The sequence below is a fragment of the Pseudoalteromonas sp. McH1-42 genome, from assembly GCF_022347845.1.
Classification (GTDB): Bacteria; Pseudomonadota; Gammaproteobacteria; order Enterobacterales; family Alteromonadaceae; genus Pseudoalteromonas; species Pseudoalteromonas rubra_D.
Genome location: NZ_JAKRFU010000012.1, coordinates 163,655 through 185,650, shown reverse-complemented (window position 1 = coordinate 185,650; position 21,996 = coordinate 163,655). Strand labels below are relative to the sequence as shown.

Sequence of the window (21,996 nt, the reverse complement as noted above, 5' to 3'; positions counted from 1 at the left end):
TTACTCGCCGTCAAACTCGACCAGTTTAAGCACTTTAATGCCCATGTCTGCAACGCGCTTCTCACCGCCCAGTTCTGGCAATGAAATTACAAAGGCGGCGTCTGTCGCTTTACCACCAAGACGCTCAACCAGTTTAGCGGTCGCTTCAATGGTACCACCGGTTGCCAGTAAATCATCAACCAATAGAACTTTATCGCCCTGTTCGACAGCATCAGTATGCAGCTCTAATACATCTTCACCATACTCAAGCTGATAAGATTGGCTAATCACTTCGCGCGGTAACTTGCCAGGCTTACGTACCGGAATAAAAGGCAAACCCAATTCATAAGCCAACGGCGCACCAAAGATAAAGCCACGAGACTCAGTACCAATAATCTTGGTAAAGCCCTGATCTTTGTATGCTTCAACCAGGCAATCCATCGTTGCTTTGAATGCTGCCGGGTTAGCCAACAAGGTCGTCACATCACGGAACATGATCCCTTCTTTCGGGTAGTTAGGAACCGTTGCGATGCTGTCTTTAATCAGTGACAAATTTGCTTGTGTCATAATCGAATGCTTAATAAGTTTTAATATCAAAGAGCTCGATTATAACAAGAAAGCAATGACATGAAATGCTAGGAGGCAGGATTTTGCGATAATTTCGCAATGTTCGGATAGAAAAAAACCACCCAATCGACAGGTGGCTTTTTAACTCTAGGTTCTATGTAGCGATTAAGCGCTCAGTGCAGTCGCCCAGCCTAGAATTGCATTCAGGCAACCAATGCCAGCAAATACAGCGATAAAAGCCAGGAAATACTTCGCGTTGAACGGATCTTTGAAATCACCTTTAGACATATTACACCTTTATTTATTAAGCGCTGGGTGAGCAAGCAGCCTGAAGAGGGCAAAACTGCCCGGGATCAGCCGCCTGTCCTGCACTCAGCATAAGCACGACAAAACGGCGCCCATAATAATCGAACTTAACAAACTGATAAAGGGGAATTATGCTTTTTTATCGACCAATATACCAAGGCGAACAAACTGACTGAGCGTCTGGATCGCACCATTGATCAGGGTCTCTTTGTCAAATTGGCTAAATTGCTCGGCCAGATGTGCGGCCAACGCGCCTATGGTTATCCCGGGGTTAACAACAATGTTTTGGATCAACAATGCCGTCATTGGATTAGTTTCGATAAATTGTACGTCAAATGCCCTATCGCGATAAACGATAAAGCAATGAGGGCCTGAGGTACTTTGAGGCTGATAGTCACAAGTTATCTGATGTACCGGATACTGATAACTTACACTCCGTGCAGCCTGCGCCAGATGAAGCCCCGATTGTTCAGACAAAGGAAGCGGTATTGGCAACTCCGCTTCGGCTTCCTGTACAATAGCCACTTCCAACTCAGTCCACTCATAATGGGCCAGTTCGAGCATAAAGGGCGGATCAGCAGGTGTGGGTGTATACTCCTCTTGCAGAAAGCCCAAAAACTCCCGACTGATCTCCAAAAAGTAGGGAGACAGGCAGTCATGCTGACTAAAAAACGCCCGTACCAGAGTTAACCAAGTTTGTTCATCATATAGGCTTTTCAGCACCGGAAATGTGGAGGCGACAAACCCTTCAATATTATTAAAAAATAGCTCGCGATAAACTTGCATCCGCCTGTCTTCAATACCCTTCGGCGCGGGATATTTGATCGGATTTTTAATGTGGGCCATAAAATCGGCCTGTATTTGCTGAAATGACATCAAGCGATCCCTCTTTGTGATTTATCCAGACGCTGTACAGCATGGATCTGATCCACCTCATCCAATAACTGAGGCATCGGCGGAATGTTGAAGTCTCGTTCAAGCAAAGTCGGAAACACACCATGTATGCGATACGCCTCCTGCAACAGCTGCCAGACCGGGTCGCACACTGCATCGCCATGCGTATCGACCAGCAGGTCTTCAGCCTCAACATAATGACCAGCTATGTGGCCATATGCAATGCGCTCACTGGGCATTGCCGCAAGAAACGCGTTGGCATCATAACCATGATTAATTGAGTTGACGTAAATATTGTTCACATCCAGCAGCAAATCACAATCGGCCTCTTCCAATACCGCCAGGGTAAAGTCCAGCTCCGATAATTGCTGACCAGGCGCAGCGTAATAGGAAACGTTTTCTACCGCGATGCGACGCTCCAGGCGTGCTTGTACTTCCCGGATCCTTGCTGCGGTATGCATTACAGCTTCTTCAGTGAAAGGGATCGGCATCAAATCGTACATGTGCCCGTCCCCTGAACAATAGCTCAAGTGTTCGCTATAGCACCGTATGTTATGCTGGCTAAAAAAGGTTTTCAGATTACTGACAAACTCGGTATCAAGCGGTGCTGGTGATCCGAGTGATAATGACAAACCATGACAGACAAATGGGTGCCGGGCCGTTAACTCTGAAAACTGAGCAGCGTATTTGCCACCGAGCGTCATCCAGTTTTCGGGGGCGACTTCGTAATAGTCTACCTGCTGAGGCGGTGCAGCCAGAATGTCATCCAGCATTTCACGCCTCAGGCCCATGCCAACCATACCAAACGGTTTATTCATTATCACTCCTTAGCCTAATCACTGATTATGCGTGGCCACCGCACTTGCCTTCACCACACTTACCTTCTTTTTTGGTTTTGCCACCACATTTACCTTCGCCGCATTTACCTTCTTTTTTACCTTTGGCATCGCCGCCACATTTACCTTCGCCGCATTTGCCTTCTTTTTTACCTTTGGCATCGCCGCCACATTTACCTTCGCCGCATTTGCCCTCTTTTTTACCTTTAGCATCGCCGCCACATTTACCTTCGCCGCATTTGCCTTCTTTTTTACCTTTAGCATCGCCGCCACATTTGCCTTCGCCGCATTTACCTTCACCTGCGTCTAACTGATAACCAGCCGTCATTTGCTCAAAGCTAAATGGATTAGCAGCAGCCTCTGGTGCGCTAAATGTAGCCGCAGTAACGACAGCGGCACCTAATGTCATTGCAAGTGTGTTAGTTTTCTTTACTGATTTCATGTTGTTCTCTCTCAATCGGTAGCAATAAAAAATGGATGATTCGCTTAGTAGACCACGGACTGAAGATATTTATTTCAGCATTTGAGAAATTTTTATCTCCATTTCCCTATTAATAATCTGCTCCTCTCGTATAGAATAGCGCGAATTTTTTCTGGTGCGGTAATAATGAAGCTATTTTTGGCCCCGATGGAGGGCGTTGTCGATTTTAAAATGCGTGAACTGCTCACCGATCTCGGTGGGTTTGATATGTGTGTCACTGAGTTTATTCGTGTTGTAGACCTGACACTGCCGCGCCGTGTCTTTGTGCGTTACTGTCCTGAGCTGCTCAATGGCGGGTTAACCCGCGCAGGCACGCCTGTGCGTATTCAACTGCTTGGCCAGGTGCCACAGGCGTTGGCCGCTAATGCCAGAAAAGCTGTAAAGCTGGGCTCTCACGGTGTTGATCTTAATTTTGGGTGTCCAGCTAAGACGGTCAACAAGAGTAAAGGTGGCGCAGTACTGCTCAAAGAGCCTGAGCAAATATATCAAATCATTCGCGCTGTTCGCGAAGCAGTACCGCAAGAGCACGAAGTCAGTGCCAAAATTCGACTTGGCTTTGACGACGATGCAAACAGCACTGAGATTGTCGACGCCGTACAAAGCGCAGGCGCATCCAGCCTGGTTATCCACGCCCGCACCAAACGTGATGGCTATAAACCACCGGCCTACTGGGAGAAAATTCCTCCGCTTCTGGAAAGGCTGACAATTCCTGTTGTCGCCAATGGCGAAATCTGGCAAGTAGAGGATGCAATCCGTTGCCAGCAGCGCAGCGCCTGCGACAATCTGATGTTAGGCCGGGGCGCATTGGCCACCCCAGATCTGGCAGCCAAGATAAAAGCACACGTCGAAGGACGAGACTACCGTCCACTTGAGTGGCAGGAAGTGGTTTATCACATATTACATTCCTCAATGCATCAGGACCCTGAGGTAGGTGAAAAGTACTTTTCATCACGCACCAAGCAGTGGCTAGGTTACTTAAAGTTACAATACCCTCAGGCTCATACCTTATTCGATGAGATAAAACGTCTGAAAAGCAAAGATGACGTGGTAACCGTGCTGGATAAATACGCAAAGTCCCCGCTGATTGATTCAAATCATAACAATGAGCCGACTGCCTAATAGATAATGGATGCTCAGAAAAGGAGAAGAGCGCCATGAATGAGAATTTAAAGAATCACTATCAGGTAAAACTGCAGGCTGAGCTCGACCAGATCCGACACGAGTTTCTTGCGGATTTAAAACAAGCCAGTAACCATGCGACCGAGGCGTTGATCAGCACATTACAGTCAGCGCCACCACACGAATGGGTCGATATCGCGACCGACAGGATCTGTCCGGGTCAATTTCCGAACTTTGAACGCTTGGTCAAAGTAGAAGCCGCAATTTGCCAGATGGACATAGGCCAGTTTGGCTACTGCTGTGACTGTGAGAAGAAAATTGAAGACACCCTGCTCGCCGTTGACCCGGCCGCACAAAGGTGCCTTGAATGCCTGGCTAAGCAGAAGTAACTTGGTTTAACAACACAAAACTGGTTGCAGGAAAGAAAAGGATATTCTTCAGCACAACAAAGGCCTGGTCTTCATTCAGCGCTAACCTAGACTGCAGTGCCAACAGGGCTTGTTTCTGCGACCACGCAAAGTAATGCACCCCCAAATCCACTTCCATCATGACTGCGGCGAATTGAAGTTCGCCTTTATTCCACTTGGTATCACACTGACTGGCAGTTTGGCGCAAAGATACGAATTGGTCCCGCCAGTTTAAACCCGCAACTTTATCGCACTTAGCCAGCAGCTGATGTACCAAAGGATCACTTGCCTTGTAATTCACCTGTACCATAACGTCCCTGGTATCATTCGTTACACTCTGTAATTTACTAAACAAGGATTCAGGTGCACTCACAGAGCCACCATAGAAATTGAGCTTGCTCTGATACCACTCTTTGCCGTTCGGCAGCTGGTACATCCCCAGTGACGATCTGACCCGATAACTTTCCAAATACTCCATCAACTGCCGTGCAGCTTGTGATTGTCTGGTTACCTCAGGCGTAAGATGTTCAAGCAACTGATTTCTTTCTAACCGGTTAAGCACTATTTTACTTTCCCGGGCTTCGTTCAGACGTGACTCTACATATGTGTACCAGGTATCCAGTTGAGAAGACGACACACCTCGCTCTTGTGCAACCTCGGGGAGATTGATATGTACCGGCCAGGGTAAAAAGCGCTCTGGGTATCTCTGCTGTATGCTCAGATACTGACTTTCCTGAGCTGCTATTTCCGTAAAACTACTCAAGTCTGCGCGCTGTAAAAGATCGTGGCGTTTTTTCAGATAAAGTTCTGTAAAAGGTAATCCGGCAAGGTCATTCTCAGGTAAAACCTGCGACTGACTTACAGATGAAAACCAATTAAGTTGCCTGAGCTGCGCCGACAACTCTGTGTAAGGGAGGTTTACTTGCGGCTCAGTGCAGCCGCCAATCATAGTTAGCAGCACAAGTGCTGAGGACACATAATGCCGAGAGGTTTTCATGTCGGTTTATCCACTTTGTTTCACGTTGCAGATATGCACTAGGCACAGCTGATCCCAATCGGGTTAGATTATAACAAAGATGAGGAGAGATTTTAGTACTTAAATCAGCGTACTAAGCTCGAATATATCACTGTGGATGACAGCGTTAGGTGAGCTGGGGCTATAAAAGCAAAAAGCCCCTTGCGGGGCTTTTTCGACTTAAAGGCTGATGCCTTTACGCTGTGCTTTCTCTTTAATGAAAGAGGCCCAGCTGCGAGCAAATTTACGTGTTCTAGGATCTTCCTGAGCCTTAACAATCGCAGTATATGCTTGCTTATACTTTTCCTGATACAGGTAAGCTTCCGCCAAGTCTGAGTAGATTGTGCCTTTTTTCTCAGAACCCAGTTCCAACGCTTTGTTCAAACGAACAACGGCTGCGCTGTACTGCTGATCCTGAAGTAACAAGCTACCAGCTTTGCGGTATAACTCAGCATCTTCGTCAAACTTTGCAGCTTCTTCATAGTACTTAGCAGCATCGCTGATGTGCTTAGCCTGATGATAGTAGCTGGCAACAGCCGTCACGTTTTGCTTAGTGCGCTTAACCTTCTCCTCTTTGACCGACTTTTCCATCACCTTAGCGGCTTTGTATGGAATTTCGTTCAATGAGTAGTAGCTGCTCAGAATTTTATAATGGTTTTCTTTTTCAAAATAACCATTTTTATAAGCCACTTCCATCACGGTTTGACCTTTTTTGTAGTCTTCCGTTTGCATATAGAAGGAGCCCAACTGAGTCCACATTTTCGGGTCTTCAGGGAACAGTTTCACCAGTTCTTCAGCCACCTTTACGGCGTTTTTGAACTGCTTAAGCTCAAAGTAAGAACCAATTTTAAGCATATAGAATGACTTATTTGGTTCTTCTTTGTTTAGCGCAATTGCCTGGTCCGCAGGCTCAATCACATCTCTGAACTGCTTGAGTTCATAGTTTGCCTGAGCAATACGGCCATACACTTTAGCATCTAGCTCGCCAGTGAAATCCATCCAGTCGTAGTAAGCTTTCTTGGCACCGTCATACTGCTCAGTACCAATCAGAAGGTCACCTAACAACTTAATTAGATCGCCTTGATCTTTAAAGTTCAGCACATCTGGCGCAATCGCCTGGCGGATGTACTTGATTGCTGTTTGATACTCTTCTTTCTGAGCATACAAGTTACCCAGGTAACGGTTTACCGTAGCGCGGTCGAAGTCGTCAGACGCGTCGATTTCAAGCAATAATGCAATCGCTTCATCAACTTTGTCTTCGTTATACAAGTCAAACGCTTTGATAACCTTTTTACCAACTCGCTCACCCATAACCTTAGTTTTGGCATTTTTGCGCGCTTCGATCTTTGCAGGATCAGGGGCGGCAAATGCGGCAGTGCTTAAAGCACCGCCAGCCAAAGACATCATCAGAGCAAGAGCTGTTGCTTTAGACATTTGCTTCATACCTTACTCCTATTAGTCTTGGTTAAGTTTAAAGTCGAGTTGTACAGTAATACCTGGTTGTTTCTGAGGCTTACCATCAACGATTTTAGGTCTGTACTTCCATTTGCGAAGCGCACGTTTTGCTTCACGGTTGAAAATACGCTTTGGTTCAGCATCGATGATCTCAATGTCATCTACACCGCCCAGCTCATTGATAGTGAAGCGCAGCTGTACCCAGCCTTCTTTACCATCACGCGCTGCTTGAGGCGGATACTTAGGTTCGATACGAACGATAGGTGTTGCTTCACCGTCACGACCGAAATCACCAGGACCACTTAAACCACCAGCTGTGCCACCGATGTCGATGCTTGGCATGTTAAAGCCAATTGCACCTGCATTTGGGTTAGCATTCTCAGGCTGAGGCGGCTGCGGTTTAGGCGGCTGCTTTGGCGGTGGAGGAGGTGGAGGCGGTACACGCTTCCTCTCCTGCACATCTGATTCAGGCGGATTCGACATAATCTCGACTATGATCTCTTCCTTCTTATTATCAGCCCTATCCGCTCCTCCTGAGATAAGATAGGACATAAAGAAGAATAAGCCGAAGGTTACTGCCCCACCTGCAAGAAGTGAAAACAGAAATCGAATCATCACTTAGCTCCAGCTATTGAAATCTTCAAGGCGTCGTCAGTTGCCTTAATCTGGTCCATTACCTTAACAACTACACCGTGTTTCGCGCCTTTATCCGCCTGGATAATAACGGTCTCGGTTTGTTGCTCAGCTAACAGATTTTCAAGGTTCGCACTTACACGCTCAACATCAACCTGACGCTTATCCATCCAAATCTCACCGTTTTCACGGATAGCGATGAAGATGTTCGCATTCTTAGTTTGTTGTGCCTGCGCAGCTTTTGGCTTTTTAACTTCAATACCAGCCTCTTTAACAAAAGAGGTAGTAACGATGAAGAAGATCAACATGATGAATACGATGTCAAGCATCGGGGTCATGTCTACTGCTGCTTCTTCTTCCTCACGAAAACGTTGTTTACGTGCCATAATAAAATCTCTCTCTAGTGATGTGGCAAGCTATCAATTAGTTTCTCTTTAGCCATCTTCGCTCTCGCTTCAAGACGGGTGCTAAAGAATACACCTGATAGTGCCGCAACCATTCCAGCCATTGTTGGTATCGTTGCCATTGAGATGCCTGAAGCCATCAATCGAGGGTTACCTGTACCTTGTGTAGCCATGGTTTCGAATACCGAAATCATACCTGTCACTGTACCTAGTAGACCGATTAACGGACACATTGCAACCAATGTTTTGATAATCAACATGCGCTCATCTAATTTTTCAGACGCTTCAGAAATCCATGCATCGCGGATTCTGTGTGCGTACCAAGATGTAGTATCTTGGCGGGCATCCCATCTGCTTACTATTCCCTTTTTAATTTTAGGAAATTCAGCCAATAGGAACCAATAGCGCTCAATCATTAATACCCACATTAGAAAGAGTGCTATCGCGACCACGTATAATACATCGCCGCCTGTAGCAACAAAATCCCTGATAGATTCCCACGTCTCCACCAGGACTAGCATTATGCTCTCTCCTTCTCCGCGTGCGCAGCAACGATACCCGCGCTTTGCTCGTCAAGAATGTGTAGGATAGATTTACTACGACCCGCAACGATAGCGTGAAGTAGGATTAACGGTAGCGCAGCAATTAGACCAAGCGCAGTAGTAACAAGAGCTAGAGAGATGTTACCTGCCATGATCTTCGGATCACCAGTACCAAATAGTGTGATTGATTCGAACGTCAGGATCATACCAACAACCGTACCTAGTAGACCTAGTAGAGGTGCGATAGCTGCAAGGATCTTGATGATGTTGATACCAGCTTCGATACGAGGCGTTTCACGTAGAATTGCTTCGTCAAGTTTAAGCTCAAGGTTTTCAACGTCTTGGTTCTTGTTGTCGTGGTACACTTTCAAGATACGACCCAGTGGGTTGCTGTCACTTGGGTTGTTAGCGTTCTTGATTTGTGCCTTGATCTTCGCACCAACCAGCATTAGGTCTAGGAAACGAACAACAGCGATTAATGCACCAAGTGCCAACAATGCAGTGATGATGTAACCTACTGTGTCACCCTGGTGCCAACGTTCTTCAACAGTTGCACGCTGAGTGTTCAGTCGTAGGATAGCACCACGCGTTGGGTCAACAACGAAAGGTGTGTACTGGTCAGCAGACGTGCTCAGAAGATCAGCAACAGTTGCTAGAACGTCTGAAGAAGGTTGCTTACCTAAAGGTACGATTTGTTTGTTTTCTGCATCGTAAACAACGTAGCCGTCTTTAGTTACTAGGTTGAAGTTACCAACACGAGTTACTTGTTTAACATTGATGTCGCCGCTTAGTTCAGCTACTTCAGATTCGAAAGTAGAGATTTTTGCAGACTCAGTCATTTCAGTTTGGAAAGCAATCCAAAGCTCTTCCAACTCGCGAGTAGTTGGTAGTTCTTTAGCAGCTGCCAGTGAACGAAGTACTTCTGAACGTCCAGGCTTTTCAGCACTGATGATTGACGCTTCGATAGCACCGATTGCTTCAGCAGCGTTACGACGTACCACACCGAACATCTCACCCAGGGTACCCTGTGCGTTAAGTAGTTCAGTTTCTTTCTCAGCAAGTGTTACTTCGTTTTGCTTGAATTCCTTGTTAAGACGCTCACCACGTGCTTTTTCAGCAGCAAGGTCGCGCTTAGCTTTGTTCAGCAAAGCTTGCTTGTCAGCACGATCTGACAGGAACTCTTGTTCGCGAGCTTTGTTGATTTTACCTTCAGAGATACGGTTCTGCTTTACTTGCTCAAGGATTTTATCCAGAGACTCAGTGCTTGCATGTGCGTTCAATGCGCCACCAGCAGAAACTGTTAATGCTGCAGCAACGGCAAAACCTTTAAATAGTTTCTTCATGTTTTATTACTCCGCGCCGAAAATAGGTAGTTTAACTAGTTCTGGGGCAGCCTGACCACGTGCGATACGGATCATGTCTTTGATAGGCTTCAGATATTCTTCACCTAACTGATCCCACTGCTTGCTGCTGGTGTTCCAAACCCACGCTTGCTTCTGGTCGAAAGACTGAGCAACAAATGCGATACGGCCTAGACGGGCGAAGTCAACATTGATGTTTTTACCGTTGATCTCAAGTGAACCTTGAGAAGCAACCATTGCAGAACCATAGTTGGTTTCAATGCTGTATGCTTCAAGTACCTGACGGTATTTTTCAGACGTCGTTACTTTTGCATTAGTAAGTGTCTCACGTAATCTCTCAATACGCTCTAGACGCTTTTCAGTATCAAACGGCACGTCCGCTTTGATGAATTGCTCGAGTGTATCAATCATGCGATACATCAAAGGCACAACGTCTTGCTTAGTTTTATCAACCGTCGCGATCTGACGTTCTAGAGATTCGATATTTGCATTTTGGTCTGCAACCAAACGTGCTACGTGGTCGTTGTAAACTTTCAGAAGTTCTGTTTCGTCAACAATTCCACGGTACTCAGCTACCATTTCGATAGTTTGACCGTAGATACCATCAATCTTGTCTTGAGACTTTTTAGCAGCCGTTTGAGTTTGCTGACCTACTTTTTGTATGTCATTCAAAGGATCTGCCATCACATTGCTGCTTGCAATTGCCGCTGCGCCAAAAAGCGCTGAAGCTACAAGGCTCTTTCTGATTTTAACAGACATAGTTCCCAACCAATTAAGTAATGTTACTTTTATAATTTTTGCACTCTCTTAGAGAGTACCCCGGATACTTTTAGCAGTATCAACCGTGCAATAATGCTAAATGCTATTGCCCATGTCAACTTCATGTTTAAAACAATTTTTGCTTGTCGCGATGAAATAAATTGAAAAAAAACATTGTATTAACAAGGAAACCAAGAATAAAAACCTTAAGCACTTATATTTCATACACAAAGCAACTTTATTTACATTTTATTACAGCTATTTAGCCCTAATCTACAGTCTTAAATTTGCACAACTTAGTAATTTATTTCGTTTTTAATATCAAGGATCTAGGCACCGACTGAACACTTAGCATTCACCTTTGTGCAACAGCGAATACAGCCAGAAAGGAAGACTTAGCCTAATAACTGTTCACACAATAACCGGCACTGAATTTCTATTTCCTGGATAAATTCCGCTACATGTAAGCCATCCATCAAAGCATGGTGTACTTCAATAGAGAATGGCAATTCACCTGTTTGCACATCAAAGCGACCGAAAACACACTTTGGAATACCAAGGTTATCTTTTGCGTTTCGGGCATGGCTGAAGCTACTGAAATCCAACCAAGGCAATATGGATAAATAAAGTTGCTGTGGAGTCTCAGAAGTCGCCAAAAAGTGTTCACTAACCAAAGGCTGTTCCAGATACGCATTTTTCTGCGCTACATTCTCTTTAATGTAGTCGTGGATACCTTCACAAGCAACCAAAGGCACAAATCGAAAGCTTCTGTCTTCACGCAAAAATACACAGCTCATCTCAACTTGATCAACAACGCATGGGTGTTCATTCATTATTCGGTAGCGGATAGGCTCGTAATTCTGACAGGCTTTGCTCAGACAATACAAATAGCTAAAGGTAAAAGAGAGTTGCTGTTGCTTGCAAAGTGTGTACAGCGTGCCCATCTTCAGGCGGGTCGTAATATTAAAATAAGGCTGGTCGAAACCTAAATAAAATTCAAAATGTTCGGCTCTGGGCCAGTCTGAGGGAGTGATTTTTTTCATAATTCAATATAGAGGGAATACTCCCCTCTATATTGAGTGTATCAGCTTACGATTACAAACCGTTTGCGATGATCTCTTGTGCCAACTCATCGGCAATCAGATGCGTTGATTTTTGCTCAGCATCAGAACGAGCAAAGATTTCAGTCAGGGTGTCGTAGATGCCCTCAACGTGCTTAGTTGCGGCCTCTTCGCTGTACCCCTCAGGTTTTGTCTCGTAATATACATTGATGATACCACCCGCATTAATGACATAGTCAGGTGCATAAAGCACACCCTTTTCGCGCAAGATCTCACCATGTCTTGATTCAGCAAGCTGGTTATTCGCACAGCCAGCAATGATGCTAGCTTTAATACGAGGGATAGTTTCATCGTTTACTGTTGCACCTAGTGCACACGGCGCGTAAACATCTACTTCCAGGTCGTAGATTTCATCAATGCTCACCGCTGTTGCGCCAAAGTCATTCACGACTTTATCAATCGATGCCTGATTGATATCGGTCACAAACAGCTCAGCACCCGCTTCGTGCAAGTATTTACACAAAGTGTAAGCAACCGCGCCCAGCCCCTGAACGGATACTTTCACACCAGACAGGTCTTGATGACCATGCTTGTGTTGGTAAGCAGCCTTAATACCTAGGAACGTGCCCAATGCAGTGAAAGGCGACGGGTTACCGCTTTTGCCTTCGAGACCCATTACATAATTAGTCTCTTTATGCATTGTCATTACATCACCTGTGGTGATGTTAACGTCTTCTGCTGAATAGTAGCTACCACCGAGGCGTTCAAGGTGTTTGCCAAACGCTCTGAATAACGCTTCAGATTTGATTTTCTTAGCATCACCAATGATCACAGATTTACCACCGCCAAAAGGCAAACGCGCGACGGCGTTTTTATAAGTCATGCCCTTTGAAAGACGCAATACGTCATAGACTGCATCGGCATCATCTGCATAGTCCCAAAGGCGACATCCGCCAACCGCAGGACCAAGCTTAGTATTATGAACAGCAATGATTGCCTTCAAGCCCGATGCTTCATCAGAACAAAAAACTACTTGTTCGTGGTTATCAAATTCAACTTGGTTAAATACAGCCACTTTGTTTGTTCTCCGTTATAGACTGACTTTAAGTCAGATAGCGCTGAAATTCATCGAACTGTATCACTAACTCTCTAACCAATCCACAATATGAGTTGATATTGACCTTAAAAGCGTTAAACCTGCCTTCATGATACATTAAATAGTCATATATTGGCTTGATTATGCATTTCATTTGAATATATGAGTTTAATTCTTCACTATTTTAACGATTTTTAGAGGTTAATCTTTACGTAAACGTCAACACAAACGATTGTGTACGGTTATTTGTACGATAAATAGAGGTCTGATGAGGAGGTGAGCACGTTAAGAAACGCTGAATCGCAGTTGCAAAGTATGGCGTCTGAAGCGAGTTCAGCAAAATACAAAGCGACAAGATCAAAAAAAGAGGGGCATGCCCTCTTCTTTTAAGTCACTCAGGATTGCTGTTATTTCAGCTTGCTATCCAGCTCTTCAATCTTAGCTTTCCAAATTGCCGGACCTTGAGTGTGTGCGTTAACACCGTTGCTGTCTACAGCCACAGTGACAGGCATGTCTTCTACTTCAAATTCGTAGATAGCTTCCATTCCCAGATCTTCAAACGCAACAACTTTAGATTTCTTAATCGCTTTAGCTACCAGATATGCAGCACCACCCACAGCCATCAGATAAACAGCTTTGTTTTCTTTGATGGACTCTACAGTCGCTGGACCACGCTCTGCTTTACCTATCATGCCGATCAGGCCAGTCTTCTCTAACATCAGATCAGTGAACTTGTCCATACGGGTCGATGTTGTTGGACCAGCAGGACCAACTACCTCATCACCTACAGCATCTACAGGACCTACGTAATAAATAAACTTGTTGGTCAGATCAACCCCGTCTGGCAACCCTTCACCTGAGTTGATCATGTCCTGCAAACGCTTATGTGCTGCATCACGACCCGTCAGGATCTTACCCGATAACAACACGGTCTCGCCCATTTTCCAATCCTGAATATCCTCTTTCGTGATTTCATCCAGGTTAACACGACGAGTATCTTCCCCGACTTCCCAGGTCACTTCTGGCCAGTCTTCCAGTTTAGGCGCTTTAAGATCAGCAGGGCCTGAGCCGTCCAGAGTGAAATGTACGTGACGTGTCGCAGCACAATTTGGGATCATCACTACTGGCTTAGAGGCAGCGTGGGTAGGCGCAGACTTGATTTTCACGTCAACCACGGTAGTTAAGCCACCCAAACCCTGTGCACCAATACCGAGCTTGTTTGCGCGCTCGAAGATTTCTAGACGCAGTTTCTCTTCTGCTGTTTCCGCGCCACGCTCAAGTAGCTCATGGATATCAACTGGATCCATCAATGATTCTTTTGCCAGAACCGCGGCTTTTTCTGCGGTACCACCGATACCAATACCCAGCATGCCAGGCGGACACCAGCCAGCGCCCATTGTTGGCAATGTTTTCTCTACCCATGCAGCCACATCGTCTGATGGATTAAGCATGACCATTTTGGTCTTGTTTTCAGAGCCACCACCTTTGGCAGCGATCATCACCTCAACTTCTGCGCCCGGGACCATATCAATGTGAACAACAGAAGGTGTATTGTCTTTGGTATTTTTACGAGCACCAGCAGGGTCCGCAACGATTGAAGCACGCAATGGGTTATCCGGGTTGGTATAGGCGCGGCGTGTGCCTTCATCTACCATTTGTTGAACAGTCAAGTCTGTTTTATCCCATTTAACATCCATACCGACCTTTACAAAGCAAGTCACGATCCCGGTATCCTGACACAAAGGACGTTTGCCCTCTGCTGACATACGCGAGTTAATTAAGATCTGCGCGATGGCATCTTTGGCCGCTTTACTTTGCTCTTTGTCGTACGCCTTTTCTAAAGCTTGCACAAAATCCAACGGATGATAGTAAGAAATGTATTGCAATGCATCTTCGATGCTGTCAATGAAGTCTTGCTGACGAATAGTACTCATGACGGTTCCTTTATTCTCCGGCCTGTGACGAGGCAAACCGGTGTTTATTGAGAGGCGCGATTATATACCATCTTGCGATGAGTGAGTATCGCAATAATAGACTAGCGACCAAAGTCCGACACTTATCTAAAATCGTTCGATGGAATATAAGGTAACGCTCTAGGGATTCAATGACAATTATGATACCCTCCTCGCCCGTTTCGGGCTAGCATTCGGGTTCAGTAAATGACAAATCCAAGTAGTAACTCCATTGAACTAGACATTTCTTTGTCAACCATCGAGGTGTTTGGCACCCTCGCCTCCCAGCAACTGGCAATCTTGCTCGATTCCAGTGACGCCAATCACGAAAATAGCCGCTTCGATATCATGAGTATCAACCCACTGTGTATACTCGAAGCCAGAGACGGTCAGTTTTACCTCGACGGTGAGCAGGTTGAGCAAGATGGCTTCACGATAATGCAAGACAAGCTTACAGGGCTCGATTCAAGGCCTCATTCAGATATTCCCTTCACGGGTGGCTGGCTCGGTTACTTTGGCTACGATCTCGGCCGATACATAGAGGCCATGCCCAAAATCGCGATGCAGGATATTGCACTGCCAGACATGATAGCCGGTCTTTACCCCGATGCTCTGATACGCGATAACCTGAGCAACCAATGGTACTTTGTTACGCAACCAGGATACAACCGGCTGAGTACTTACCTGTCACTGATTGAACAAGGTGGCCGTGATGATGATACTTTCACGCTAACCAGTCGCTGGCAGGCCAATATGACCCAGTCAGAATATGCGCACAAATTCGCCAGTATCCACGACTATCTGAAAAGCGGCGACTGTTATCAGATAAATCTGGCGCAAAGATTCAGTGCCGATTATCACGGCTCGCCCTGGCAGGCCTATAAAACGCTGCGCGCAAATAACCAGGCACCTTTTTCTGCTTTTATTAATCTTGGTGAGGATGCTATCGTGTCTGTGTCACCAGAGCGCTTTATCTCAGTACGCGATGGCCATGTTGAGACCAAACCAATCAAGGGCACTTTGCCCAGAATACACGACGACAAACAAGCAGATGCGCAGCAAGCCACCCGGTTACAACAGAGCCGCAAAGATCGCGCAGAGAATGTGATGATTGTAGACTTGCTACGCAATGACCTTGGCAAAGTGGCAACGCCTGGTAGTGTGCAAGTGCCCAAGCTATTCGAAATTGAAAGCTTTCCGGCTGTTCACCATCTGGTTAGTACAGTCACGGCGCAATTGGCAACAGGCAAAACAGCCGTTGATCAACTCAAAGCCGCATTCCCGGGAGGCTCAATCACAGGTGCACCGAAGATCCGGGCAATGGAAATCATCGAAGAACTTGAGCCTCACCGACGCAGCGCTTACTGCGGCTCAATTGGCTATCTGAGTGCTTGTGGAGCAATGGACACCTCGATAACTATCCGTACCTTAGTTTGCCATCAGCAAAAAATTCACTGCTGGGCCGGAGGGGGGATTGTCGCAGACTCAGACTGTGAGTTAGAGTATCAGGAGACTTATCACAAGGTGAACAAAATACTCCCTGTACTATGAATCTACAACATGTCATTAGCCGCTTTAGTTTAAGTGCTTCAGATCACGCGCCAGCATCAGGACAAGGACAAGAAAGCGCGGTATTAGTCCCCTTACTCGAGGTGGATGGGGAAGCATCCCTGCTGCTTTGCAAGCGCAGTGCGCAACTGCGCAGCCATCCAAGTCAGCTCTGTTTTCCGGGTGGTAAAGTCGAACTACAAGACAAATCAGTGATCACTACGGCATTACGAGAGAGTCAGGAAGAAATTGCCCTTGATCCACTGCAAGTTAACCCGGTTGGTATTTTACCTTTGCATACGACACTGACCGGCTTTCGTATTACGCCTGTGCTGGCAACCTTAGCACACAGTGCGACCTGGCAAACCCACAGTGATGAGGTGGAGCAAGTGTTCACCCTGCCATTGTCTTTGCTCGCACAACAAGGTGTCTGGCAACCTGTGCAGACACGATTACAAGGAAAAACGGTGACCTTCAACGCCCTCATGACAGAGCATGGGTTACTTTGGGGAGCCACAGCGAAGATTGTTCAACAGTTGCTGAACAGAGTAGCCTGACCAGCCAAACACGCGTATCTGCCACCCCACTAACTAAGTGATTTTGATTACATTTCAATATATTTTACTCACCCTTGGTTACAATACCTGCATGTCCAGCTAAAACTGTATACAATTTTGCTGTGAAGTGGGTTACTTATGCAATAATTAACGTTATGATGTGCGCCCGTTCAGAGGCAATGTTGAGTAGAATTTATGATTAGTGCATTTGACATGTTCAGTGTTGGTATTGGACCGTCATCTTCCCATACTGTTGGACCTATGCGTGCTTCGCGCTTGTTTGTGAAAGACCTGCAAAGTAGCCGCATTATTGATAAAGTCACATCAGTAAAAGTAGAGTTATTCGGCTCATTAGGTCAGACTGGTATTGGGCATGGTTCTGGTAAAGCGGTGATCTTAGGGCTGGCTGGATATGATCCTGAGTCGGTAGATGCGGACAAAGTCCCTGAGATACTGGATACCATTGAGCGTGAGCAGGTGATTTACCTGGATAAAACCCATAAAGCCGATTTTCCTAAACAAGGCGCAATTGTCTTTCATCGCCGTAAAACGCTGCCTAAGCACTCCAATGCCATGGAGCTTCAAGCTTATTCGGGTGCAGAGCTCGTACATAGCCAGATTTATTATTCTATCGGCGGTGGTTTTATTGTCACTGAAGAGCAGTTTGATACTGAGAAACAAGCAGCGCTAGATGTACGTGAGCAAAATCCAGCGCCTTACCCTTTTGAGAATGCGCAACAACTGCTCGAGATGTGTAAAGAAACAGGCCTGAGTGTCTCTTCGCTCATGATGCACAATGAAAAAACGCTCCGCAGTGAACAAGAAATCAAAACAGAGTTGTTTCATATCTGGAAAGTGATGAAAGCGTGCATTGAACGCGGTATGCGCACTGAAGGCATTTTACCTGGAGGGCTAAAAGTAAAGCGCCGCGCGCCAAGTTTGTATTTAAAACTAAATGTTGAAAACAGCAACGATCCACTTCGGGCAATGGACTGGGTTGATCTGTTTGCGCTGGCCGTTAATGAAGAAAATGCTGCTGGCGGCCGCGTAGTAACGGCACCCACAAATGGTGCTGCCGGGATCCTACCTGCGGTACTCATGTATTATCATACGTTTATCAAAGAAGTGGATGCCGAGATAGCAACGCGCTACCTGCTCACTGCCGCAGCAATTGGTATTCTGTATAAGAAAAATGCCTCTATTTCTGGTGCTGAAGTTGGCTGCCAGGGTGAAGTAGGTGTGGCCTGCTCTATGGCAGCTGGCGCACTCACAGAAATCATGGGTGGTAATGTGGTACACGTGGAAAATGCCGCTGAAATAGGAATGGAACATAACCTGGGGTTAACTTGCGACCCGGTCGGTGGATTGGTGCAGGTACCATGTATTGAGCGAAACGCCATGGGCGCCGTAAAAGCCATTAACGCATCACGTCTTGCCATGCGTGGCAGCGGCGAGCAAAAAGTTTCTTTGGATAAGGTTATCAAAACCATGCTGGATACTGGTAATGATATGAAAACCAAGTACAAAGAAACGGCACGTGGTGGACTCGCGGTTAATATCATTGAATGTTAATCCGTACCGTCAGACATTAAAAAAGCCGCTTTTGCGGCTTTTTTAATGTCTGATATCAGGTCGCATTCAGCAACCTGGTGTGCTCATTTATTTGACTGGTAACTCAGTGTTTTCAAACAGCGCATCCACATCGTCCTGATTGCGCATCAGGCTGGCGCGTTCAACCAAATCTTTAGTCAGATGTGGTGCAAAACGTTCGATAAAGTCGTACATGTAACCACGCAAGAAACTACCCTTTCTGAATCCAATCTTGGTTGTACTTGCCTCAAATAGATGACTGGCATCAATGCATACCAGGTCATTGTCTGTGATTTCATCAACTGCCATTGTTGCCAGCACACCCACGCCCAACCCTAATCGGACATAGGTTTTAATCACATCGGCATCCGTGGCGGTGAACACAATATGCGGAGACAGCCCATGCGCATTAAAAGCTTTATCCAGTTCAGAGCGTCCGGTAAAACCAAACACGTAAGTGATCAAAGGAAACTTAGCGACATCCTGAACCGTAATATTACTGCCTTTCTTTGCCAATGGATGATCTTTCGTCACCACAATACTGCGATTCCAGTGATAGCAAGGCAGCATGATCAGATCGCCGTAAAGATGAAGCGCCTCCGTTGCGATGGCGAAGTCTGCATCACCTCGCGCAGCAGCATCCGAGATCTGTTGCGGTGTACCCTGGTGCATATGTAATGACACGGCCGGATACTTTTGCATGAACCCCTGGATCACATTCGGTAATGCATAACGCGCCTGAGTATGTGTAGTCGCAATATTAAGCTTACCTTGATCGGGTAAAGTGTGTTCATTGGCAACGGCTTTAATGCCTTCTACCTTAGACAATATCTCTCGGGCAATATTTATAATTTCATTGCCTGCACTGGTAACATGTGTGAGATGTTTGCCACTGCGGCCAAAGATCTGTACACCAAGCTCGTCCTCCAGCATACGCACCTGCTTGGAAATTCCCGGCTGGGAGGTATACAAGCTTTCTGCGGTTGCTGACACATTGAGATTGTGATTCAGAACTTCAACTATGTATTTCAGTTGTTGTAATTTCATAACTAAGCGTTTGTTTTAATTGTTATCTGGTGTACGACTAGGCCAATTATCGTTAGATACAGGCAAATAATGACTCAGCCTAGCATAATTATAGTATATCCGATAGGACAATACTTTCCCCAGTGTATTAGAGCCAGCTTCCAAGCATTAAGCTATACTAAAAAATGATGGAATTTGGTGGATTTTCAAGTCTCTTGTTATTAACACTGTTCAATCCCCAATTATTTGATGTAATATAAAAAAACTGTCAGCTGTATGATTTACGAAGAGATCCGGGTATGTTTATTACCGTAATAATTTTGTTGATTGTAGCACTCATTGTCATTGCAGTGTGGGTCAGTGCTATTCAACAACACAAAGAAAAACAAGAAGCGGAACGCCGTAAAGAGCTGGCAAAACAAAAGCGGATCATTGAAGAAGCCGAAGATGTAATCCTTAATAGCAGCAACATTCCTATGTCCGGTGCCATGATCAAAGTCATTCAGCGCCGTGTGCATGATGCACTGGTATCTATGGTCGAGCTTTCACCCACCTCTCGAGAATTAAAAAGTCGCATGCATGAATCTCAGGAGCGTTTAAACAACGAACCTCAAAATGCAAACGAATCTGATAAAGTCACATTACCCGACAACGATAAGCAGCTCATCGCGCTGGTTCAGGGCATTAAAAAATTGCGCCACTTACTACGTTCAGAGCACAGCAAAGGCAAAGTAGACACACAAGTGTTTGTTCAGGAAGACCGTAAAATGGAGCGGTTGCAACTAAGAATAAATGTAGAAAGCCAAATCAAGCGGGGAATGTCAGCTAAGAGCGCTAACATGGTGGGATCGGCACGTCAGTATTTTGAAAAAGCCTATGCGATCATCTGCGGTGTCACCCACGCCGATGAGTACACCAAAGAAAAGAAAACTCAGCTCGAAGGATACCTGAGTGAGATAAGCACTGAGCTTAAAGCCTCCAATGCCTCTGCGGTGAAAAAGAAAGCAGAGAAAGAAAAGGACGACCTCGATGTCCTTTTCGCTCCCAAGAAAAAGTGGTGATCAGCCTCAGCTGATCGCAAACTTGACAATAAACAGCACGGTCAATACCCAGACACTGACAGAGATCTCCTCGCGTTTATTACACGCCAGCTTCACCGCAGTATAAGAAATAAAGCCAAGCGCTATGCCATGCGCAATTGAGAACGTCAGTGGTGTCATAAGTAACACCACACTGACCGGAATGGCATCACTCATATCATCCCAGTTCACCAGCTTCAAATTTTGCAGCATCAATACAGCGACGTACAAAATCGCTCCGGCAGTGGCATACGCAGGGACCATTTGCGCCAAAGGTGCAAAAAACATCATAAGCAGGAAACACAAACCAACCACCACTGCGGTTAATCCTGTACGCCCACCCACAGACACACCTGACACAGATTCAATGTACGAAGTGGTTGTCGAGGTACCAAGAAAAGATCCTGCTATCGTTGCTGAGCTGTCAGCCGAAAGCGCTCTGCCAAGGCGTGGCATCCGCCCTTCTTTATCTGCAATACCAGCTTTTTGTGTCACCGCAACCAAAGTGCCACTGGTATCAAACAAATCAACAAATAAAAATGCGAACACCACGCTCAGCATCGAGATTTCCAACGCACTGGCAATATCAAGTTGCGCCAGAGTTGGTGTAATACTCGGTGGCATAGAGACAATACCGGCATACTCGACTAAGCCAAGGCCCCAGGCAAGCACAGTAACCAACAAAATACTCAGCAGCACGCCACTTTTCATATCACGATACATTAAGGCAGCAATAACAAAAAAGCTCAGAATGGCAAGCAAAGGGCCAGGGCTGGTGATGTCACCCAATTGCACAAAGGTTGCCGGACTGGCAACGATGATCTGCGCATTTTTAAGCGCTATCAGAGCCAGGAAAGCACCAATACCTGTAGCAATGGCTTGCTTGAGTACAAGCGGGATTGCCTGTATCACCCACTCTCTGACCTTAAATATACTGAGTAATAAAAATAGACACCCAGATAAAAAAACTGCGCCCAACGCGCTTTGCCAGGAATGACCCATACCCAACACTACGCCATAAGTAAAAAAGGCATTTAAGCCCATGCCTGGCGCCAAAGCCAGCGGATAATTGGCCCACAAGCCCATGATAAAACAACCTATAGCTGCGGCTAAACAAGTGGCAACAAACGCAGCGCCATGATCGATGCCCGCCTCAGCTAGCATGGCAGGGTTCACAAAAACAATGTAAACCATAGTGACAAATGTCGTCAGACCGGCGATAAACTCGGTTTTGACTGTGCTCTGCTGTGCACGGAGCGAAAATAATTTTTCCAGCATGTCTTTGTATTTTATATAGAAACGAAAGCCGGATTTTATCACAAATCTCTG

General features: G+C 45.9%; 23 protein-coding genes. 6 read left to right on the top strand and 17 right to left on the bottom strand.

Annotation, left to right across the window (positions count from 1 at the left end):
- From apt to MHN31_RS12505, 5 genes are all read right to left on the bottom strand, one after another.
- Positions 1-546, bottom strand: coding sequence for an adenine phosphoribosyltransferase (gene apt, locus MHN31_RS12520; RefSeq protein WP_125561624.1), 546 nt, complete (start codon positions 544-546; stop codon positions 1-3).
- Positions 547-711: 165 nt separating this feature from the next.
- Positions 712-834, bottom strand: a complete 123-nt coding sequence (locus MHN31_RS24240; protein WP_010381788.1) for a hypothetical protein — start codon at positions 832-834, stop codon at positions 712-714.
- Positions 835-981: 147 nt separating this feature from the next.
- Positions 982-1,728: a putative DNA-binding domain-containing protein gene (locus MHN31_RS12515; protein WP_125561626.1), complete on the bottom strand. Its 747-nt coding sequence runs from the start codon at positions 1,726-1,728 to the stop codon at positions 982-984.
- Complete coding sequence (locus MHN31_RS12510) at positions 1,728-2,564, bottom strand: DUF692 domain-containing protein (RefSeq protein ID WP_194867361.1); 837 nt, start codon at positions 2,562-2,564, stop codon at positions 1,728-1,730. Before MHN31_RS12510 ends, MHN31_RS12515 begins: the two co-directional genes overlap by 1 nt.
- Before the next feature lie 25 nt (positions 2,565-2,589).
- A complete protein-coding gene (locus MHN31_RS12505) occupies positions 2,590-3,024 on the bottom strand; it encodes a hypothetical protein (RefSeq protein ID WP_010381799.1) in 435 nt (144 codons plus the stop codon).
- A 165-nt stretch (positions 3,025-3,189) separates the two neighbouring features.
- Between MHN31_RS12505 and MHN31_RS12500 the strand changes: the two genes are divergently transcribed.
- Positions 3,190-4,182 carry a tRNA-dihydrouridine synthase gene (locus tag MHN31_RS12500; RefSeq protein ID WP_125561630.1) on the top strand — a complete coding sequence of 331 codons (993 nt, stop codon included), beginning with the start codon at positions 3,190-3,192 and terminating at the stop codon, positions 4,180-4,182.
- Between the two features lie 35 nt (positions 4,183-4,217).
- A complete protein-coding gene (locus MHN31_RS12495) occupies positions 4,218-4,571 on the top strand; it encodes a TraR/DksA C4-type zinc finger protein (RefSeq protein ID WP_058795722.1) in 354 nt (117 codons plus the stop codon).
- Here MHN31_RS12495 and MHN31_RS12490 read toward each other — a convergent pair.
- From MHN31_RS12490 to MHN31_RS12445, 10 genes are all read right to left on the bottom strand, one after another.
- Positions 4,558-5,586, bottom strand: a complete 1,029-nt coding sequence (locus MHN31_RS12490) for a hypothetical protein (RefSeq protein ID WP_239444403.1) — start codon at positions 5,584-5,586, stop codon at positions 4,558-4,560. The genes MHN31_RS12495 and MHN31_RS12490 overlap by 14 nt on opposite strands.
- A gap of 198 nt (positions 5,587-5,784) precedes the next feature.
- Entirely contained in the window at positions 5,785-7,047 is a 1,263-nt protein-coding gene (locus tag MHN31_RS12485) for a tetratricopeptide repeat protein (protein ID WP_194867359.1), read from the bottom strand.
- A gap of 12 nt (positions 7,048-7,059) precedes the next feature.
- Positions 7,060-7,674, bottom strand: a complete 615-nt coding sequence (locus MHN31_RS12480) for a TonB family protein (protein WP_021032687.1) — start codon at positions 7,672-7,674, stop codon at positions 7,060-7,062.
- Positions 7,674-8,078, bottom strand: a complete 405-nt coding sequence (locus MHN31_RS12475) for a biopolymer transporter ExbD (protein WP_010381814.1) — start codon at positions 8,076-8,078, stop codon at positions 7,674-7,676. The genes MHN31_RS12480 and MHN31_RS12475 overlap by 1 nt, the downstream gene beginning before the upstream one ends.
- A gap of 14 nt (positions 8,079-8,092) precedes the next feature.
- Positions 8,093-8,617: a MotA/TolQ/ExbB proton channel family protein gene (locus MHN31_RS12470; protein WP_010381817.1), complete on the bottom strand. Its 525-nt coding sequence runs from the start codon at positions 8,615-8,617 to the stop codon at positions 8,093-8,095.
- A complete protein-coding gene (locus tag MHN31_RS12465) occupies positions 8,617-9,981 on the bottom strand; it encodes a MotA/TolQ/ExbB proton channel family protein (RefSeq protein ID WP_125561638.1) in 1,365 nt (454 codons plus the stop codon). The genes MHN31_RS12470 and MHN31_RS12465 overlap by 1 nt, the downstream gene beginning before the upstream one ends.
- A gap of 6 nt (positions 9,982-9,987) precedes the next feature.
- Positions 9,988-10,758 (bottom strand): DUF3450 domain-containing protein, encoded by a 771-nt coding sequence (locus MHN31_RS12460; protein ID WP_010381823.1) that lies wholly within the window; start codon positions 10,756-10,758, stop codon positions 9,988-9,990.
- Between the two features lie 395 nt (positions 10,759-11,153).
- Entirely contained in the window at positions 11,154-11,801 is a 648-nt protein-coding gene (locus MHN31_RS12455; protein WP_125561640.1) for a CatA-like O-acetyltransferase, read from the bottom strand.
- 52 nt (positions 11,802-11,853) lie between these two features.
- On the bottom strand, positions 11,854-12,894 hold the full coding sequence (locus MHN31_RS12450; protein WP_125561642.1) for a Glu/Leu/Phe/Val dehydrogenase: 1,041 nt from the start codon (positions 12,892-12,894) through the stop codon (positions 11,854-11,856).
- A 428-nt stretch (positions 12,895-13,322) separates the two neighbouring features.
- A complete protein-coding gene (locus MHN31_RS12445; protein ID WP_125561644.1) occupies positions 13,323-14,849 on the bottom strand; it encodes a fumarate hydratase in 1,527 nt (508 codons plus the stop codon).
- Positions 14,850-15,074: 225 nt separating this feature from the next.
- Here MHN31_RS12445 and pabB point away from each other — a divergent pair, with 225 nt between their 5' ends.
- From pabB to MHN31_RS12430, 3 genes are all read left to right on the top strand, one after another.
- Positions 15,075-16,418, top strand: a complete 1,344-nt coding sequence (pabB, locus tag MHN31_RS12440; protein ID WP_239444402.1) for an aminodeoxychorismate synthase component I — start codon at positions 15,075-15,077, stop codon at positions 16,416-16,418.
- Positions 16,415-16,972, top strand: coding sequence for a CoA pyrophosphatase (locus MHN31_RS12435; RefSeq protein WP_125561648.1), 558 nt, complete (start codon positions 16,415-16,417; stop codon positions 16,970-16,972). Before pabB ends, MHN31_RS12435 begins: the two co-directional genes overlap by 4 nt.
- Positions 16,973-17,167: 195 nt before the next feature.
- A complete protein-coding gene (locus tag MHN31_RS12430) occupies positions 17,168-18,544 on the top strand; it encodes an L-serine ammonia-lyase (RefSeq protein ID WP_239444401.1) in 1,377 nt (458 codons plus the stop codon).
- An 87-nt stretch (positions 18,545-18,631) separates the two neighbouring features.
- On the opposite strand, the gene cysB is transcribed toward MHN31_RS12430, so the two are convergent.
- Complete coding sequence (gene cysB / locus MHN31_RS12425) at positions 18,632-19,609, bottom strand: HTH-type transcriptional regulator CysB (protein ID WP_049866017.1); 978 nt, start codon at positions 19,607-19,609, stop codon at positions 18,632-18,634.
- A 278-nt stretch (positions 19,610-19,887) separates the two neighbouring features.
- Here cysB and MHN31_RS12420 point away from each other — a divergent pair, with 278 nt between their 5' ends.
- Positions 19,888-20,649 carry a hypothetical protein gene (locus MHN31_RS12420; protein ID WP_125561652.1) on the top strand — a complete coding sequence of 254 codons (762 nt, stop codon included), beginning with the start codon at positions 19,888-19,890 and terminating at the stop codon, positions 20,647-20,649.
- A gap of 6 nt (positions 20,650-20,655) precedes the next feature.
- On the opposite strand, the gene MHN31_RS12415 is transcribed toward MHN31_RS12420, so the two are convergent.
- Positions 20,656-21,945, bottom strand: a complete 1,290-nt coding sequence (locus tag MHN31_RS12415; protein WP_125561654.1) for an NCS2 family permease — start codon at positions 21,943-21,945, stop codon at positions 20,656-20,658.
- Between the last annotated feature and the right edge of the window lie 51 nt (positions 21,946-21,996).